This is a genomic window from Pseudooceanicola nitratireducens, assembly GCF_900109195.1.
Taxonomy (GTDB): Bacteria; Pseudomonadota; Alphaproteobacteria; order Rhodobacterales; family Rhodobacteraceae; genus Pseudooceanicola; species Pseudooceanicola nitratireducens.
Window position 1 is genome coordinate 718114 of the sequence record NZ_FNZG01000002.1, and the last position, 16857, is coordinate 734970.

Consider the following 16857-nt stretch of genomic DNA (forward strand, 5'->3'; position numbering starts at 1 on the left):
AGATCTAATCGGTTGTCCGTTTGGAGAGGCGGGCCCAGGAGGGGAGCCCGCCATAAGGCTTTAGCTGTCGAGCCCGAGCGCGTCGGCGACCAGCGCGGCCTGCTGGGCCTTGTGCTGGGCGGCCAGACCCGTCGCGGGCGAGGCGGTGGCGACGCGGCCGGCATAGACGGGGCGTTCATGCTTGGCGCCGATGCGGGTCAGAACCCATTCGATGTTGGGCTCGACAAAGGTCCAGGCCCCCTGGTTCTTGGGTTCTTCCTGGCACCAGATCATTTCCGCGCCCTTGAAGCGTTCCAGTTCCTTGACCAGCGAGATCGCGGGGAAGGGATAGAACTGTTCGAGACGCAGGATGTAGACGTCGTTCAACCCGGCCTCGTCCCGTGCCTCGAGCAGGTCGTAATAGACCTTGCCGGAGCACATCACGACGCGCTTGATCTTGCTGTCGTCAACCAGCTGCGCGGTGGACCGGCCCTTGCCGTACTGGCGGTCCGCATCGTCCCACAGCACGCGGTGGAAGGACGACCCGGTGGTGAATTCGTCGGCATCCGACACGGCCAGCTTGTGGCGCAGCAGGGATTTCGGCGTCATCATCACCAGCGGCTTCCGGAAGGACCGGTGCAGCTGACGGCGCAGGATGTGGAAGTAGTTCGCCGGCGTGGTGCAGTTCGCCACGATCCAGTTGTCCTGACCGCACATCTGCAGGAAGCGTTCCAGACGGGCCGAGGAGTGTTCCGGGCCCTGGCCTTCGTAGCCATGCGGCAGCAGGCAGACGAGGCCGGACATCCGCAGCCACTTGGATTCACCCGAGCTGATGAACTGGTCGAACATGATCTGCGCACCGTTGGCGAAGTCGCCGAACTGGGCTTCCCACAGGGTCAGCGCGTTCGGTTCGGCCAGCGAATAGCCGTATTCGAAGCCCAGCACCGCGTATTCCGACAGCATGGAGTCGATGACTTCATAGCGGCTTTGGCCTTCGCGGATGTTGTTCAGCGGATAGTAGCGTTCTTCGGTGTTCTGATCGACGATGCCCGAATGCCGCTGAGAGAAGGTGCCGCGGGTCGAATCCTGACCTGCAAGGCGAACCGGATAGCCTTCGGTCAGCAGGGAACCGAAGGCCAGCGCCTCACCCGTGGCCCAGTCGAAGCCGGTGCCGGATTCGAACATCTTCTTCTTCGAGTCCATCAGGCGTTCGACCGTCTTGTGGGTCGGGAAACCTTCGGGCAGGCGGGTCAACGCATCGCCGATCTGCTGCATGGTCTCAGGCGCGATGGCGGTTTCGCCGCGCTGGTATTCATCCTTTTCGCGGTCGAGCCCGGACCATTTGCCGTCCAGCCAGTCGGCCTTGTTAGGCTTGTAGTCCTTGCCGGCTTCGAATTCGTCATTCAGGTGCGCCTGGAAGGCGGCCTTCATGTCCTCGATCTCGCCCTCGGGGATCAGCCCGTCCTTGACCAGGCGATCGGTGTACAGCGACAGGGTCGTCTTATGGCCCTTGATCGTCTTGTACATGATCGGGTTGGTGAACATCGGCTCATCGCCTTCGTTGTGACCGAAGCGGCGATAGCAGAAGATGTCGATCACGACGTCCTTGTGGAACTTCTGACGGAATTCCGTGGCAACCTTGGCGGCGTGGACCACGGCCTCGGGGTCGTCGCCGTTGACGTGGAAGATCGGCGCCTCGACCATCAGGGCGATGTCCGTGGGATAGGGGGACGAGCGCGAGAAATGCGGCGCGGTGGTGAAGCCGATCTGGTTGTTCACCACGATGTGGATCGTGCCGCCGGTGCGGTGACCGCGCAGGCCCGACAGGCCGAAGCATTCCGCCACGACGCCCTGACCGGCAAAGGCTGCGTCACCGTGCAGAAGGATCGGCAGAACAGCGGTGCGGTCCGCGTCGTTCAGCTGGTCCTGCTTGGCGCGGACCTTGCCCAGCACCACCGGGTTCACGGCTTCGAGGTGGCTGGGGTTGGCGGTCAGCGACAAGTGCACTTCGTTGCCGTCGAATTCACGGTCGGAAGACGCACCGAGGTGGTATTTCACGTCGCCCGAGCCATCGACATCCTCGGGCTTGAAGCTGCCGCCCTGGAATTCGTTGAAGATCGCGCGATAGGGTTTGCCCATCACGTTGGCCAGAACCGACAGGCGGCCACGGTGCGGCATGCCGACGACGATGTCCTTCACGCCCAGGCTGCCGCCGCGCTTGATGATCTGTTCCATCGCGGGAATCAGGGCTTCGCCGCCGTCCAGGCCGAACCGCTTGGTGCCCATGTATTTGACGTGCAGGAACTTCTCGAAGCCCTCGGCCTCGACCAGCTTGTTCAGGATCGCCTTGCGGCCTTCGCGGGTGAAGGTGATTTCCTTGCCGTAACCCTCGATCCGTTCCTTCAGCCAGCCGGCTTCCTCGGGGTTCGAGATATGCATGTATTGCAGCGCGAAGGTGCCGCAATAGGTGCGCTTCACGATGTCGACGATCTGGCGCATGGTGCCGATCTGCAGACCCAGGACCTGATCCAGGAAGATCGGGCGGTCCATGTCGGCCTCGGCAAAACCGTAGGAGCGGGGGTCAAGCTCGGGGTGGTTGGACCCGTCGCGCATGCCAAGCGGATCGAGGTCGGCGGCCAGGTGGCCACGGATCCGGTAGGCCCGGATCAGCATCAGCGCACGGACAGAATCCAGCACGGCCTGCTTGATGGCCTCGTCGCTAACCGACACGCCCTTTTCAGCGGCCTTTGCTTTGATCTTGTCGCCGGCGGCTTTCATTTCGACCGGGGCGGGCCACTGGCCGTCCAGCGCGGCGGTCAGGTCGTCATTGGGCTGCGGCGGCCAGTCGGCGCGCGCCCAGGACGGGCCCTCGGCTTCTTTCTTGGCGTCCATCTCGCTGTCGCCCAGCTGACGGAAAAACTCGCCCCAGGCCTCGTCCACAGAGGCGGGGTCATTGGCCCATCTGGCGTGCAGCTGTTCCAGGTATTCCGCATTGTGCCCCTGCATGAAGGAAGAGGCGTGGAATACGTCGTTCGGACTTTGCTCGGTCATGCGTGGACCTCATTGGGGTTGGGGCCGTAGGTGTTCGGGCCGGGTTGCGTGGGGCGGGTAAGCCACCAGATGACGATCAGCGGAGAGAAGACCGCGATGAGAATGGAGAGGGCGAGGATGATGCCAACAACGCCGGAAAAGGCGGTGGCGAAATCCCCGGCCAGCAGGGGGCCGGTCGCGCCGACGAACCCCATGAAGGATGCGATGCCGACCCAGACAAGGATCGGATACAGCAGGTAAAGCCCCGAGCGTCCGGTATCGTGCATGCGCCGCCAGCCGGCGGCCAGCATCGGGATCAGCGTGGCCATGGAGAACAGAGAAGACAGCGGGCCATCGCCTTCGGACCCGCCGAAGATCACCGCGTCGACGGCACCCAGAACGAGGCTGCCCAGGAACAGGAAAAGGACGAAGTACCAGTATTCCGGTCGCGACGCCCGACCCGAGAAGGTGGCGTATTTCGACAGGCAGGTGCGGATGGCGGTCTGGAAGGTCATGCGCGCCCCCGAACGGCGAAGGGTGCCGGATGTGCGGGGAAAACAGGGCAGCGGAAACCGGGGCACCCGGAAAGGGCTGCCGTCGATCGTGTCTGCGCCGCGTCTGTCGTTGCGTGGCCCATGGCCAATCCTTCGGGTGCGGACCCGGGCGGGGATCGCCCGGGTCGGTCTTTGTTAAGGGGACTTAGCCCTTGATGGCTTTCAGAACAGCCTCGCCCAGGCCGGCGGGGCTGTCGGCGACCACGATCCCGGCGGATTTCATCGCCTCGATCTTGTCTTCCGCGCCACCCTTGCCGCCGGCGACGATTGCGCCTGCGTGGCCCATGCGGCGGCCCGGAGGGGCCGTGCGGCCGGCGATGAAGCCAGCGGTCGGCTTCCAGCGGCCCTTCTTCTTCTCGTCCGCCAGGAATTGTGCGGCTTCTTCCTCGGCCGAGCCACCGATCTCACCGATCATGATGATCGACTCGGTTTCGTCGTCCTTGAGGAACATTTCCAGCACTTCCAGGTGCTCGGTGCCCTTGATCGGGTCGCCGCCGATGCCGACGGCCGAGGACTGGCCAAGGCCCGCGTCGGTGGTCTGCTTCACGGCTTCATAGGTCAGGGTGCCCGAACGGGACACGACGCCGACGGACCCACGCTTGTGGATGTGGCCGGGCATGATGCCGATCTTGCAGGCGCCGGGGGTGATGACACCGGGGCAGTTCGGACCGATCAGGCGCGAAGAGGAACGCTGCAGCGCCGCCTTCACCTTCATCATGTCCAGAACCGGGATGCCTTCGGTGATGCAGACGATCAGCGGGATCTCTGCGTCGATGGCTTCCAGGATCGAATCGGCCGCGAACGGCGGCGGAACGTAGATCACGGATGCGTTTGCACCGGTGACGTCGACCGCTTCGTGGACCGAGTTGAAGACCGGCAGGTCAAGGTGCGTGGTGCCGCCCTTGCCGGGGGTCACGCCGCCGACCATCTTGGTGCCGTAGGCGATCGCCTGTTCAGAGTGGAAGGTGCCCTGCGAGCCGGTGAAGCCCTGACAGATGACCTTGGTGTTTTCGTCAACAAGAACTGCCATTGGATTAGCCCTTCACTGCTTTCACGATTTTCTCGGCACCGTCGCTGAGGTTGTCAGCGGCGATCACGTTCAGGCCGGAAGTTGCGATGATTTCCTTGCCCTTCTCGACGTTCGTGCCTTCGAGACGGACGACCAGCGGAACCTTCAGGCCGACCTCTTTCACCGCGGCGATCACGCCCTCGGCGATGACGTCGCAGCGCATGATGCCGCCGAAGATGTTGACCAGGATGCCCTTCACGTTCTTGTCGGACGTGATGATCTTGAAGGCTTCGGTCACTTTCTCCTTGGTGGCACCGCCACCCACGTCGAGGAAGTTCGCCGGTTCGGCACCGTAGAGCTTGATGATGTCCATCGTCGCCATGGCCAGGCCCGCGCCGTTCACCATGCAGCCGATCTCACCGTCCAGCGCGATGTAGTTCAGGTCGTACTTGGAGGCGGCGAGTTCCTTGGGGTCCTCTTCCGTCTCATCCCGCAGGGCGGCGACATCGGCGTGGCGGTAGATCGCGTTGCCGTCAAAGCCGACCTTGGCGTCCAGAACCTTGAGGTTGCCATCGGGCATGACGATCAGCGGGTTGATTTCCAGCTGTTCCATGTCCTTCTCGGTGAAGGCACGGTAGAGGTTGCCCAGCAGCTGAACCATCTGCTTCACGGCTGCGCCTTCCAGGCCAAGCGCGAAGGCGACCTTGCGGCCGTGGAACGGCTGATAGCCGGTCGCGGGTTCGATCGAGAAGGACAGGATCTTCTCGGGCGTCGAAGCGGCGACTTCCTCGATGTCCATGCCGCCCTCGGTCGAGCAGACGATGGACACGGCCGAAGTCTGACGATCGACCAGCAGCGCGAGGTAGAGTTCGCGCGAGATGTCGGACCCGGCTTCGATGTAGATGCGGTTGACCTGTTTGCCCTCGGGGCCGGTCTGATGGGTCACCAGCGTGCGGCCCAGCATCTTCTTGGCTTCTTCGGCGGCTTCTTCAACCGACTTGGCCAGGCGGACACCGCCCTTTTCGCCAGCGTCGGCTTCCTTGAATTTGCCTTTGCCGCGACCACCTGCGTGGATCTGCGCCTTGACCACCCAGAGCGGGCCGTCAAGTTCGCCGGCTGCGGTCTTGGCCTCTTCGGCCTTGGTGACCGGGCGACCGTCCGATACCGGGCAGCCATAGTCGCGAAGGATCGCCTTCGCCTGATACTCATGAATATTCATGAACTCCGTCCCTCGTGTTGGATACGATTGGGCACGGTAGTGGCACAGTGTGGAGGATGGATGAATCTTTTTCTGGTTCCACCGGCAGGAATTCGCAGAAAATGCAGGGTTTGTGATCACACGAATTGCAGCTGTGATCACATGCAGGGTGCCGAGGGGTAATGCCGCACCGATTCACGCTGAATCACGCGTTTCCATGCGGTTTGGGGCGCTTTGCCGGTCGTTCCGTGGCACCGGGGGATTCGCGGGCTGCATCCGTCGGGCCATGCCTGGGTGTCAGTCTTGCCCCGGGACGGGCGGAAATCAAGCGCGCCGGGCCTCGTAACTGGCGATCCAGTCTTCTCCGCCCAGGGCGTCGATCAGGGGGGACAGATGGGCGGCGTAGCGCTGCCACTTGTGCACCGACCCGGTGGTGATTTTCTGGCGCGCCTGGAACCGGCTGGCTGTGGCGATGACGCCTGTTGTCTTCTCGGGATGCACGCAGCCGTCGTGCCAGCCAAGCTGACAGAAGGTCAGGATCCGGCGCATCTGCCCCTGTGGATCCTGGACCAGCTTTTCGTAATCGACGTCCAGGATCCGGGTCGGGAGGACCGCTGTCCAATGCTGCATCAACTCGTCATAGATCCGGAAGTAGCCGCCAAGCGTGTCCAGCCGGTTGGAATAATCCAGCCCGGTGCGGAAGTTGGCGATGTAGTTCGACAACCCGGTGTCCAGCGGATGGCGGCGCATGTGCAGGATCGGCGCGTCGGCAAAGCAGGCGGCGATCAGCCCGATGTTCCAGAAATTGGTGGGCATCTTGTCGATGATCTGCGGGGCGGGGGCGTCGGCGCAGGGCGTGACCTGGGTGACATAGGCCCGGGCAATATCGGCCAGGGCGTCGCGGGTCATGGCCTGCCGGATCGCCGCGTCGGGGGGCATGCCGGGGCGCTGCGCCTGGTCGAAGAAGCGGGAGGAGAGGTGGTTGACCTCGGGCCGTTCGCCGGCGGTTGAGACCTCGGGGTGGGCGGCCAGCATCCGTTCCAGCAGGGTGGTGCCAGAGCGCGGCATGCCGACAATGAAGATCGGGCGCGGGGTGGTGCGGGCGGCGCCGGTCAGGCGCGTGCAGGTCTCGGCGGTGAACAGCGCCTTTTGTCGGTCGGCCACGGCGGCAAAGGTTTCCAGGCCGGTGAACGCGGGTTTGAGGTCGTTGCCGGCACAAAAATGGGCAAATGCGCGGTCATGGTCGCCGCAGTCCTGCCAGGCCTTGCCGAGGGCGAAGTGCAGAACGGACCTGTCCGGGTCGCTCATCGCGCCTTTCAGCGCTGCTTCGCCATGGGCGAAGAGCGGATCGCCCGGCGCAACCCGCATCGAATCGGTGAGGTTCACATAGGCATGGGCGGCGGCGGGGTTCAGGTCGATCGCCCTGCGCGCCGCCTGAACGGCCCCGTCGAAATCGCCCAGCATGTTGAGCGTCGCGGCGCGGGACTGGTGAACATGGGCATCGCGGGGCGAGACCTGCAGCGCGCGGTCCAGCAGCGACAGCGCCCGGGCGGCATCGCGGCGCAGGGTCGAGGCGCAGAGCGCGGCACCGACCAGGGCCTTCACGTTGGTCGGGGTGCTTTTCAGGATGCGGGTATAGATCGCTTCGGCCTCGCCCAGCCGGTCGGACTGGAAGGCCTGGGCAGCCCTAGAAAGCAAAGCGGCCCGGTCGTCGGGGGACAACCGGGCCGTTTGATGTTTCGATGCGTCAGACACGAGGGTCGGACCGGCAGGCCGATCAGGCCAGGGAGCCGTCGATGCCCTTGCAAGCCTCGACCAGGCCTTTGACCGCGTCGACCGACTTGTCGAACATCTCTTGCTCTTCCTTGTTGAGCTGGATGTTGACGATCTTCTCGATGCCGCCGGCACCGATCACGGTCGGCACGCCGACGTACATGTCCTTCACGCCCAGTTCGCCATCACAATAGGCGGCGCAGGGCAGGACGCGCTTCTGGTCTTTCAGGTAGGCTTCGGCCATTTCGATGGCGCTGGTCGCGGGTGCGTAGAAGGCCGAACCGGTCTTCAGCAGGCCAACGATTTCCGCACCGCCGTCACGGGTCCGCTGGATGATGGCATCCAGTTTCTCCTGCGTGGTCCAGCCCATTTTCACCAGGTCGGGCAGCGGGATGCCGGCGACGGTGGAGTAACGGGTCGAGGGCACCATGGTGTCGCCGTGGCCGCCCAGAACGAAGGCGGTGACGTCTTTCATGGAGACGTTGAATTCGGTCGCCAGGAAGTGGCGGAAGCGTGCCGAATCCAGGACGCCGGCCATGCCGCAGACCTTGTTCGCGGGCAGGCCCGAGAATTTCTGCAGCGCCCAGACCATGGCGTCGAGCGGGTTGGTGATGCAGATGACGAAAGCGTCGGGTGCGTTGGCCTTGATGCCTTCTCCGACGGATTTCATGACCTTCAGGTTGATGCCCAGCAGGTCGTCGCGGGACATGCCGGGTTTACGCGGCACACCGGCGGTGACGATGCAGACGTCTGCGCCGGCGATGTCGGCGTAATCCTGGGTGCCTTTCAGCGTGGCGTCAAAGCCTTCGGAGGGGCCGGATTCGGCAATGTCGAGGGCCTTGCCCTCGGGGGTGCCTTCCGCGATGTCGAAGAGAACGACGTCGCCCAGTTCTTTCAAAGCTGCGAGGTGAGCGAGCGTGCCGCCAATCTGACCTGCGCCGATAAGGGCGATCTTGGGTCGTGCCATGGAATGTATCTCCAGTCCGATGAAACTTTGGCGATGCGTAGGGTTTTTATGTGCTCAGCGCAAGGGTCAGGCCATGGGATGGCCCCGGATTGACCGGGGCTTGGCCGGAAAATGCATCGTGTTTTCCTTAAATTTCAGCATTTTGATCCTGTATGCGATCGTATGCGGGAAGGTGCCGGAAATGCTGCGATGCAGCCCCGTGGCGGGGTTGGGGGCTGCGTGTCGAATCTGTCAGGCGTCCTTTTCGGGCTTGGGCAGGCTTTCGGCCAGCACCTCGAACGCCTGGCCGCTGGCGACCAGGCAGGTGATGCCGCCGGGGCGGGTGACGGTGATGGTCCAGGACCCGGTTTCGGCCGATGCAAAGACCTCGACCATCTGGTTGTTGGCACCAAGGCCGATCGACTGGCGGGTTTCGCCGTATGTCGTGGCCAGGCGATTCAGCACGATGTCGCGCGGGGCGCAGGCGTTGCGGGCCTGTGCTGACGTGGGCAGGGCGGCGATCAGGCCCAGGGTGACGATCAGGCAGGGGACAAGGCCCCGAAGCAGGGCGGGCAAGCCCGAGGGAATGAATAGACGCATGGCGCAGTCCTTTCTGGTGGCCGGCCCCGGGTGGGGCGGCAGGGGTCCTCAACTGGTCTGTTCCTCGTCGTTGATCCTGCGCCCGGAGAGAGAACATCTGGTTAACGCCCCGGACGTTGCCCCGAGAAAGCCGTGCAACAGGGCCCGTGCGCTGCCAATTCGGGCGTTTTCTCTGCATCGCGGCGAAGATGCTATTGAACTATTCCCTTAAAAAGTGCCATTGATGCGCAAGATTGTTACTTTCAGCCCCGGAGGCCCCGATGGACAGCACTTTCCGCCCGTATCGTTCCGTACTTTATATCCCCGGTTCGAAAGAGCGGGCGCTGGACAAGGCGCGCGGGTTGGCCTGCGATGCGATCATCTTTGACCTCGAAGACGCTGTAACGCCGGATGCCAAGGATGCGGCGCGCGAAACGCTGAAGGCCGCGCTGGCCGAAGGCGGCTATGGTGAGCGGGCAAAGATCATTCGGATCAACGGGCTGGACACCGATTGGGGCCGCGATGACGTGGCCGTGCTGAAAGACGCAGGGGCCGATGCCTTCCTGCTGCCCAAGGTGAATTCCGCCAAGGATATCGAGGCGCTGGACGAACTTCTGGGTGGCCAGACGGCGATCTGGGCGATGATCGAAACGCCCCTTGGCGTGCTGAACGCGCTGGAAATCGCCGCCCATCCGCGGCTGGAGGGCTTTGTCGCCGGCACGAACGACCTGGCGAAAGAGCTGAACTGCCGCTCGCGCGACGACCGGCTGCCGATGATGTTCGCGCTGCAGCAGATGCTGCTGGCGGCCCGCGCGCATGACGTGATCTGCGTCGACGGCGTCTATAACCAGTACCTGAACGAAGAAGGCCTGGCCGCGGAATGCGAACAGGGCCGTGACCTTGGGTTCGACGGAAAGACGCTGATTCACCCTGCGCAGGTTGCCGGGGCCAACACCGCCTTTGCCCCGACCGAAGCCGAGATCGACCTGGCCAAGCGCCAGATCGAAGCGCACGAGGAAATCGAGCGCACGGGGCAGGGGGTTGCGGTGGTTGACGGCAAGATCGTCGAGAACCTGCACGTCGAGACTGCGAAAAAGACACTGGCCAAAGCCGAGGCGATTGCGAAGCTGGGCTGAAGCAGGCAATGTGAAGGCAATTTACATAGCCACAGGTGAGTCATGCTCCTTCTAGCTCTTGGTGTCCTTCTCTGGGCCGCGGCCCATTTCTTCAAACGTCTCGCCCCCGAGGCCCGGGCCCGCATGGGCAATGGCGGGCGCGGGGCGGTCGCGCTGGCGCTGGTCGTGTCGATCGTGCTGATGGTGCTGGGCTATCGCGCGGCCGAGGGCATGGTCTTCTGGGGGCGGCATCCCGCCACCGTGGGGATCAACAACCTGTTGATGATCGCGGCGCTTTACTTCACCTCTCCGGGGCCGAAGAAGGGCGCGCTGTTCTACCGGATGCGGCACCCGATGCTGACCGGGTTTTTCCTGTGGACCGTGGCGCATCTGCTGGTGAATGGCGATACGCCGTCCTTCCTGCTGTTCGGCGGTCTCGGGGCCTGGGCGCTGGCCGAGATGGTCGTGATCAACCGGGCCGAACCCGCCTGGACGCCGCCCGCCAAGGGCTCCATCGGCAAGGACGCGATGTTCCTTGTCGCCTCTGTTATTCTGCTGGGCGTGATCGGCATGATCCACACCTGGCTTGGCTATCCGACATTTGGATAAGGATCTGACATGAAAGCCTATCGTTTTCTGACTGCCGACGACACCTCGGCCTTCTGCCACAAGGTCACCGAAGCCCTGTCCAAGGGATGGGAGCTGTACGGCGACCCGACCTATGCCCATGACGCCACCACCGGCGTGATGCGCTGTGGCCAGGCGGTCGTGAAGGACGCCGAGGGCGACTATTCCCCCGAGATCAAACTGGGAGCCTTGTAAGCCGATGACCAAGACCAATCCGGGCCGTTTCTTCGAGGATTACAAGGTCGGTCAGGTGATCGACCATGCCGTGCCGCGAACCGTGTCGGGCGGGGAAAGGGCGCTGTACCACGCGCTGTATCCGATGCGGCATGCGCTTTATTCCTCGGATGAATTTGCGAAGGGCTGCGGATTGCCGGCGGCACCGATCGACGATCTGGCGGCCTTCCACGTGGTCTTTGGCAAGACCGTGCCGGATGTGTCGCTGAACGCGGTGGCCAACCTGGGCTATGCCGAAGGGCGCTGGCTGAAGCCGGTCTATGCGGGCGACACGCTGCGGTCCTCGTCCGAGGTGATCGGGCTGAAGCAGAATTCCAACGGCAAGACCGGGGTGGTCTATGTGCGCACCCGCGGCATGAACCAGCGCGACGAGGTCGTCATGGAATATGTCCGTTGGGTCATGGTGCGCAAACGCGACGTCGATGCGCCGGCCCCCGAGGTCGTGGTGCCCGAGCTGTCGAAGGTCATCGACCCCAAAGATCTGGTGATCCCCGAGGGGCTGGATTTCACCAATTACGATTTCACCCTGGCGGGTGAGCCGCATCGCTTTGGCGACTACGAGGTGGGAGAGGTGATCGGCCACGTCGATGGTGTGACCGTCGAAGAGGCCGAGCACATGATGGCGACGCGCCTCTGGCAGAACACCGCCAAGGTGCATTTCGACGCCACCTTCCGCCCCGATGGCCAGCGGCTGATCTATGGCGGGCACGTGATTTCCATGGCGCGGGCGCTGTCGTTCAATGGCCTTGCCAATGCGCAGATGATCGTCGGGCTGAACGGGGGCGCACATGCGAACCCCTGTTTCAGCGGTCTGACGATCAAGGCCTGGTCCGAGGTTCTGGACAAGGCGGAAACCGCAGCGCCGGGCGTTGGCGCGATCCGGCTGCGGCTGGTTGCGGTCAGCGATGCCTCGGTCGGAGAGCTGAAGGGCGAGGATGGCAAATACCTGCCGCAGGTGCTTCTGGATCTGGATTACTGGGCCTTGATGCCGATCTGATCCCGGCATTTCGCGAAATTTGTGCGCCCCGGTCTCAGGATCGGGGCGTTTTCTTTTTGACAGATATGGCGCGCAGCAGCGTCACGATTGTCACAACGCCGGACTTGCGCATTCGCGCACCGGTTGCTTCTGTGAACAGGCATTGGTTGCATTCGTGCATCGGTCCGGGCGTCGGGCCGGTGGAATGCCCGCGCTTTAATCCGCCTTTAAGGTGGTCTGTGTTTTAATGATTTACCTTTCCGCCCAATAGGGTGGGGCATCTGCTGAAACGGGGTGTACTCGGTCCCGGGAAGGTGGAAGTGGTTGGTTAACCGGGGCTCCGTACGGCCCGCCATTCGGAATTGATTGAAACAACCAAAGCGGGTGATTTCCTTGCTGAAACAAATTTCTCTTAGCGCCGCACTGCTGCTTGGCCTGGCCGGTGTCGCGCAATCCGCCGTCGTGTACGAACTTGATCGCCCGACGTTCGAGACGACCATCGCCGGAAGCCCGACGGTCTATTCCTTCGACTTCTCGACGGATGTTGCCGCAACCGATTATCTTGCGCTGACGCCGCAGATCGTCATCACCTCGGTCGGGAATGACTTCACCGTCTCTAACGGTCAGTTCAAGGGCAACGTGAACGGGTCCGTTCCCGTGGGGCAGACGGCGTCTTCGACGCTGGAGTCGTTCCAGGACTGGTCGCTGGCCGTTGACACCTATTTCTTCGGCTTCGACTATATCGGTTCGGGGCCGAAGACCACGACCGGGCAGAACATCGAACGGCTGCGCATCACCCTGGTCACAGCAACCGGCAACCACACCTACGTGGTTCCGGACCTGAACGGCACGCAGGGCGGCTTTGTCGGCTTCTCTTCGGACAGCGTGATCACGAGCGTCCGTTTCGACGGCACGAGCGAGGCGAGCCGCCGGACCTACTGGCTGGACAACGTCCTGATCGCGGATGCGCCCGTGGGTGCCGTGCCGCTGCCCGCCAGCTTCGGTTTCGGGCTGATCGGCGTTGGCGCATTGGCCCTGATGCGGCGCCGCAAGGCCCGCGGCTAGGGCTTTTCGGCGCGAAACGCGCCGCTATTTCCGACAAAAACACTTATATTTGTGCCTGTGATCACGGGCGCAAATTTCGTGATCACAATGCATAAAATCCGACCAATTTCTCGCAATTTTCTGCGCATGCGCGCTGTTGACCTGATGACAAGTTGGAAAAAAACGTTAGGACTTGGGCGAAATCAAACGAGAGGAATGTCATGGCTGACGTGAACCGGGGCAATCGCCCGCTTTCGCCTTTCATGCTTGGTCCGTACTACCGGCCCCAGATGACTTCGATGTCGTCGATCATGGTGCGGATCACCGGAATCGCGTCGTTCGGCGTCGTGTTCCTGATCGTCTGCTGGCTGCTGGCCGCGGCGTCGTCCGAAGCCGCCTTCACCTGGGTGAACTGGCTGCTGACCAGCTGGATCGGGGACCTGCTGATGCTGCTGGCCTCCTGGGCGATCTGGTATCATGTGCTGGGCCGTCTGCGGCATGTCATCTGGGACTTCGGCTATTGCCTGGACGTCGAGACGTCCGAGACCCTGGGCAAGGGCATGTTCATCGGCGCGACCGTGCTGATGCTGATCACGGCCATCGTGGTATAAGGAGCGCAACGATGCAATTTCTGACCGACCGCAAACGTGCCGTAGGCAATGGTGCCGGCAGCGAAGGCACCCACCACCACTGGAAGATGATCGTGTCCTCGATCTGCCTGGTGGTTCTTGCGCCCTTCTTCATCTTCACCTTCGGCAGCGGCCTGGGCGGCAGCTATGAAGAGGTCCTGGCATTCTTCTCGCGCCCCTTCGTGGCGCTGGTGATGGGGCTGGGCCTGGTCGTTGGCCTGAACCACTTCAAGATGGAAATCGACGAGGCGGTCGAGGATTACATCCACGGCATCGCCCAGAAACTGACACTGATCGCGGTCAGCGCAGCGACCTACACGCTGATGGCCGTCGGGCTGTTTGCCCTGTTGAAACTCGCCCTGTGACGGTCGGGAAGGAATAAGCTGATGACAGCAACTTACGAATACGAGACGCATGATTATGACGTCGTGGTCGTTGGTGCCGGCGGTGCCGGTCTGCGCGCCACGCTTGGCATGGCCGAACAGGGCCTGCGCACGGCCTGTGTGTCGAAGGTCTTCCCGACCCGTTCGCACACCGTTGCCGCCCAGGGCGGGATCGCCGCGTCGCTTTCGAACATGGGCCCGGACCACTGGCAGTGGCACATGTACGACACCGTCAAGGGCTCGGACTGGCTGGGTGACACGGATGCGATGGAATACCTCGCCCGCGAAGCCCCCAAGGCCGTGTATGAGCTTGAGCATTACGGCGTGCCCTTCTCGCGTACCGAAGAGGGCAAGATCTACCAGCGTCCCTTCGGCGGTCACACCACCGAATTCGGCGAAGGCCCCGCCGTGCAGCGGACCTGTGCCGCCGCCGACCGGACCGGCCACGCGATCCTGCACACGCTGTATGGTCAGTCGCTGAAGAACAACGCCGAGTTCTACATTGAATATTTCGCCATCGACCTGATCATGTCGGACGACGGTGTCTGCACCGGTGTCGTCTGCTGGAAGCTGGACGATGGCACGATGCATGTCTTCAACGCCAAGATGGTCGTTCTGGCCACCGGTGGATACGGGCGTGCGTACTTCTCGGCCACCTCGGCCCATACCTGCACCGGCGACGGTGGCGGCATGGTCGCGCGGGCCGGGCTGCCCCTGCAGGACATGGAATTCGTTCAGTTCCACCCGACTGGTATCTACGGTTCGGGCTGTCTGATCACCGAAGGCGCGCGCGGCGAGGGTGGTTACCTGACCAACTCCGAAGGCGAACGGTTCATGGAGCGTTATGCGCCCCAGTACAAGGACCTGGCCCCGCGTGACTACGTCTCTCGCTCCATGACCATGGAGATCCGCGAAGGCCGCGGTGTGGGTGAACATGGTGATCACATTCACCTGAACTTGTCGCACCTGCCGGCCGAAGCGCTGGCGGAACGTCTGCCCGGCATCTCGGAATCGGCCAAGATCTTTGCCGGTGTCGATGTGACCAAGGAACCGATCCCGGTTCTGCCGACCGTGCATTACAACATGGGCGGTATCCCGACGAACTATTGGGGCGAGGTGCTGAACCCGACCGCCGAAAACCCGAACCAGGTGGTTCCGGGCCTGATGGCCGTGGGCGAAGCGGGCTGTGCCTCGGTGCATGGGGCGAACCGTCTGGGGTCGAATTCGCTTATCGACCTTGTGGTCTTTGGCCGTGCCGCCGCGATCCGCGCCGGTCAGGTCGTCGACCGCGAAGCGGCGATCCCCGCGACCAACAAGGCATCCGTCGACAAGGCGTTTGATCGCTTTGATTTCTATCGCAACGCCAAGGGGGCCATCCCGACCGCGGATCTGCGCCTGGAAATGCAGCGCACCATGCAGTCGGACGCCGCCGTCTTCCGTGAATCGAAGACGCTGGCCGAAGGCGTCGAGAAGATGACCGCGATTGCCGCGAAGATCACCGACCTCAAGGTCACCGATCGGTCGCTGGTGTGGAACTCGGATCTGATGGAAACGCTGGAGCTGACGAACCTGATGCCGAACGCCCTGGCGACCATCGTCGGTGCAGAGGCACGTCACGAATCCCGCGGGGCGCATGCCCACGAGGATTACGCCGAGCGCGACGACGAGAACTGGCGCGTGCACACGATTTCCCGCGTGGAAGACAACAAGGTCGAGCTGAGCTACCGCCCGGTGATCACCGACCCGCTGTCGACCGAAGCCGAAGGCGGGATCGAGCTGAAGCGCATCGCGCCCAAGGCACGGACGTTCTGATGCGTCGGGCCCTGCCCCAGAACCATGCGCGTCCGGGTGGCCTTGCCGCCCTGATGCTGCATGGGGGCAGGGTCCCCGCGCGGATCCTTGATATCCGCAACGCAGGAGGCGCGCGTGTTCTTCGTTGAGACGCTGCAGCGCCGCAAGCGCGAGAACCGGCAGGGCAAACTGCTGCCGATCGGCCATCGCGCCGGGGCCAAGGCCCGGGTCCTGAAGGACCCGCGCGGAGAGACCCCTGAACCCGGTTTCCCGACTGTGGACGGCCCGCATTATTACGACGTGCTGGCGGCGCTGCATGATTTCGTCACGCCCGAGTGGTATTTCGAGATCGGCACCAACCGCGGCGGGTCGCTTGAGGTCTGTCCGGGCAAGTTCATCGCCGTGGATCCCCAGCTGATCCTGACTAACTTCTCGATGAAGGACCGGCCCGAGGGGCATTTCTTCCAGATCACCAGCGACGGGTTCTTCGACCTGGGCTTCCTGGAAGGCCTGGGCATCCGTCCCGAACTGGGGTTCCTGGACGGGATGCACCGGTTCGAATTCCTGCTGCGCGATTTCATGAACTTTGAAAAGCGGTCGGCCCCCGGGGCCATCGCGATCCTGCATGATTGCCTGCCCTTCACCGCTGCCATGACGGCGCGTGACTGGGATCCCAAGAAGACCCGGCAATGGACCGGGGATGTCTGGAAGACCCTGGCAATCCTGCTGAAACACCGGCCGGACCTGCAGATCGACGTGCTGGACGCCTATCCGACGGGGCTGGTCATTCTTCGCAATCTCGATGCGGAGAACACCACGCTGGCGGGGTGCTACGACGCCGTCGTCGCCGAGTTCCTGGACACGGATATCGCCGCGTTCGGTCCTGCCACCTACTTCGACATGTTCCAAATTCAAAGCAGCCACGCCGCGATCGCGGCGTTGCGGGCCACGGGCGGTCCTGCCGCCGCTGCTGCCTAGACGGAGTCCTGA

General features: G+C 63.1%; 16 protein-coding genes. 9 read left to right on the top strand and 7 right to left on the bottom strand.

Going from position 1 to position 16857, the window contains the following annotated elements; translation table 11 throughout:
• Positions 1–60: 60 nt before the first annotated feature.
• The 7 genes from BMX99_RS09420 to BMX99_RS09450 all read right to left on the bottom strand — a co-directional run bounded on the left by BMX99_RS09420 (position 61) and on the right by BMX99_RS09450 (position 9089).
• Positions 61–3030: a 2-oxoglutarate dehydrogenase E1 component gene (locus BMX99_RS09420; RefSeq protein ID WP_093450498.1), complete on the bottom strand. Its 2970-nt coding sequence runs from the start codon at positions 3028–3030 to the stop codon at positions 61–63.
• Complete coding sequence (locus tag BMX99_RS09425; protein ID WP_093450500.1) at positions 3027–3524, bottom strand: DUF805 domain-containing protein; 498 nt, start codon at positions 3522–3524, stop codon at positions 3027–3029. The genes BMX99_RS09420 and BMX99_RS09425 overlap by 4 nt, the downstream gene beginning before the upstream one ends.
• A gap of 184 nt (positions 3525–3708) precedes the next feature.
• On the bottom strand, positions 3709–4593 hold the full coding sequence (gene sucD, locus BMX99_RS09430) for a succinate--CoA ligase subunit alpha (RefSeq protein WP_093450503.1): 885 nt from the start codon (positions 4591–4593) through the stop codon (positions 3709–3711).
• A gap of 4 nt (positions 4594–4597) precedes the next feature.
• Positions 4598–5791, bottom strand: a complete 1194-nt coding sequence (gene sucC, locus BMX99_RS09435; protein WP_093450505.1) for an ADP-forming succinate--CoA ligase subunit beta — start codon at positions 5789–5791, stop codon at positions 4598–4600.
• A 303-nt stretch (positions 5792–6094) separates the two neighbouring features.
• Positions 6095–7468, bottom strand: a complete 1374-nt coding sequence (locus tag BMX99_RS09440; RefSeq protein ID WP_093450508.1) for a tetratricopeptide repeat-containing sulfotransferase family protein — start codon at positions 7466–7468, stop codon at positions 6095–6097.
• A gap of 79 nt (positions 7469–7547) precedes the next feature.
• On the bottom strand, positions 7548–8510 hold the full coding sequence (gene mdh, locus BMX99_RS09445; RefSeq protein WP_093450511.1) for a malate dehydrogenase: 963 nt from the start codon (positions 8508–8510) through the stop codon (positions 7548–7550).
• Between the two features lie 231 nt (positions 8511–8741).
• A complete protein-coding gene (locus tag BMX99_RS09450) occupies positions 8742–9089 on the bottom strand; it encodes a hypothetical protein (protein WP_244525511.1) in 348 nt (115 codons plus the stop codon).
• Between the two features lie 260 nt (positions 9090–9349).
• Here BMX99_RS09450 and BMX99_RS09455 point away from each other — a divergent pair, with 260 nt between their 5' ends.
• From BMX99_RS09455 to BMX99_RS09495, 9 genes are all read left to right on the top strand, one after another.
• Positions 9350–10204, top strand: a complete 855-nt coding sequence (locus tag BMX99_RS09455) for an HpcH/HpaI aldolase/citrate lyase family protein (RefSeq protein ID WP_093450514.1) — start codon at positions 9350–9352, stop codon at positions 10202–10204.
• A 42-nt stretch (positions 10205–10246) separates the two neighbouring features.
• Positions 10247–10792 carry an NnrU family protein gene (locus tag BMX99_RS09460; RefSeq protein WP_093450517.1) on the top strand — a complete coding sequence of 182 codons (546 nt, stop codon included), beginning with the start codon at positions 10247–10249 and terminating at the stop codon, positions 10790–10792.
• Positions 10793–10801: 9 nt separating this feature from the next.
• Positions 10802–11005, top strand: coding sequence for a DUF1737 domain-containing protein (locus BMX99_RS09465; RefSeq protein WP_093450520.1), 204 nt, complete (start codon positions 10802–10804; stop codon positions 11003–11005).
• Positions 11006–11009: 4 nt separating this feature from the next.
• Positions 11010–12041 (top strand): MaoC family dehydratase, encoded by a 1032-nt coding sequence (locus tag BMX99_RS09470; protein WP_093450523.1) that lies wholly within the window; start codon positions 11010–11012, stop codon positions 12039–12041.
• 372 nt (positions 12042–12413) lie between these two features.
• Entirely contained in the window at positions 12414–13085 is a 672-nt protein-coding gene (locus BMX99_RS09475) for a VPLPA-CTERM sorting domain-containing protein (RefSeq protein ID WP_093450526.1), read from the top strand.
• 200 nt (positions 13086–13285) lie between these two features.
• Complete coding sequence (gene sdhC / locus BMX99_RS09480) at positions 13286–13675, top strand: succinate dehydrogenase, cytochrome b556 subunit (protein ID WP_093450530.1); 390 nt, start codon at positions 13286–13288, stop codon at positions 13673–13675.
• 11 nt (positions 13676–13686) lie between these two features.
• A complete protein-coding gene (gene sdhD / locus BMX99_RS09485; protein WP_093450533.1) occupies positions 13687–14058 on the top strand; it encodes a succinate dehydrogenase, hydrophobic membrane anchor protein in 372 nt (123 codons plus the stop codon).
• Positions 14059–14079: 21 nt separating this feature from the next.
• A complete protein-coding gene (gene sdhA / locus BMX99_RS09490) occupies positions 14080–15888 on the top strand; it encodes a succinate dehydrogenase flavoprotein subunit (protein ID WP_093450536.1) in 1809 nt (602 codons plus the stop codon).
• 114 nt (positions 15889–16002) lie between these two features.
• Positions 16003–16845 carry a class I SAM-dependent methyltransferase gene (locus BMX99_RS09495; protein ID WP_093450539.1) on the top strand — a complete coding sequence of 281 codons (843 nt, stop codon included), beginning with the start codon at positions 16003–16005 and terminating at the stop codon, positions 16843–16845.
• The last annotated feature ends 12 nt before the right edge of the window (positions 16846–16857 follow it).

Bases quoted from the DNA above. Each gene is read 5' to 3' on its own strand.
- BMX99_RS09460 (WP_093450517.1), top strand. From the start codon at position 10,247: ATGCTCCTTCTAGCTCTTGGTGTCCTTCTCTGGGCCGCGGCCCATTTC.
- sucC (WP_093450505.1), bottom strand. From the start codon at position 5,791: ATGAATATTCATGAGTATCAGGCGAAGGCGATCCTTCGCGACTATGGC.
- sdhA (WP_093450536.1), top strand. From the start codon at position 14,080: ATGACAGCAACTTACGAATACGAGACGCATGATTATGACGTCGTGGTC.
- mdh (WP_093450511.1), bottom strand. From the start codon at position 8,510: ATGGCACGACCCAAGATCGCCCTTATCGGCGCAGGTCAGATTGGCGGC.
- BMX99_RS09465 (WP_093450520.1), top strand. From the start codon at position 10,802: ATGAAAGCCTATCGTTTTCTGACTGCCGACGACACCTCGGCCTTCTGC.
- BMX99_RS09470 (WP_093450523.1), top strand. From the start codon at position 11,010: ATGACCAAGACCAATCCGGGCCGTTTCTTCGAGGATTACAAGGTCGGT.
- BMX99_RS09425 (WP_093450500.1), bottom strand. From the start codon at position 3,524: ATGACCTTCCAGACCGCCATCCGCACCTGCCTGTCGAAATACGCCACC.
- BMX99_RS09450 (WP_244525511.1), bottom strand. From the start codon at position 9,089: ATGCGTCTATTCATTCCCTCGGGCTTGCCCGCCCTGCTTCGGGGCCTT.
- sucD (WP_093450503.1), bottom strand. From the start codon at position 4,593: ATGGCAGTTCTTGTTGACGAAAACACCAAGGTCATCTGTCAGGGCTTC.
- BMX99_RS09420 (WP_093450498.1), bottom strand. From the start codon at position 3,030: ATGACCGAGCAAAGTCCGAACGACGTATTCCACGCCTCTTCCTTCATG.
- sdhD (WP_093450533.1), top strand. From the start codon at position 13,687: ATGCAATTTCTGACCGACCGCAAACGTGCCGTAGGCAATGGTGCCGGC.
- BMX99_RS09455 (WP_093450514.1), top strand. From the start codon at position 9,350: ATGGACAGCACTTTCCGCCCGTATCGTTCCGTACTTTATATCCCCGGT.
- sdhC (WP_093450530.1), top strand. From the start codon at position 13,286: ATGGCTGACGTGAACCGGGGCAATCGCCCGCTTTCGCCTTTCATGCTT.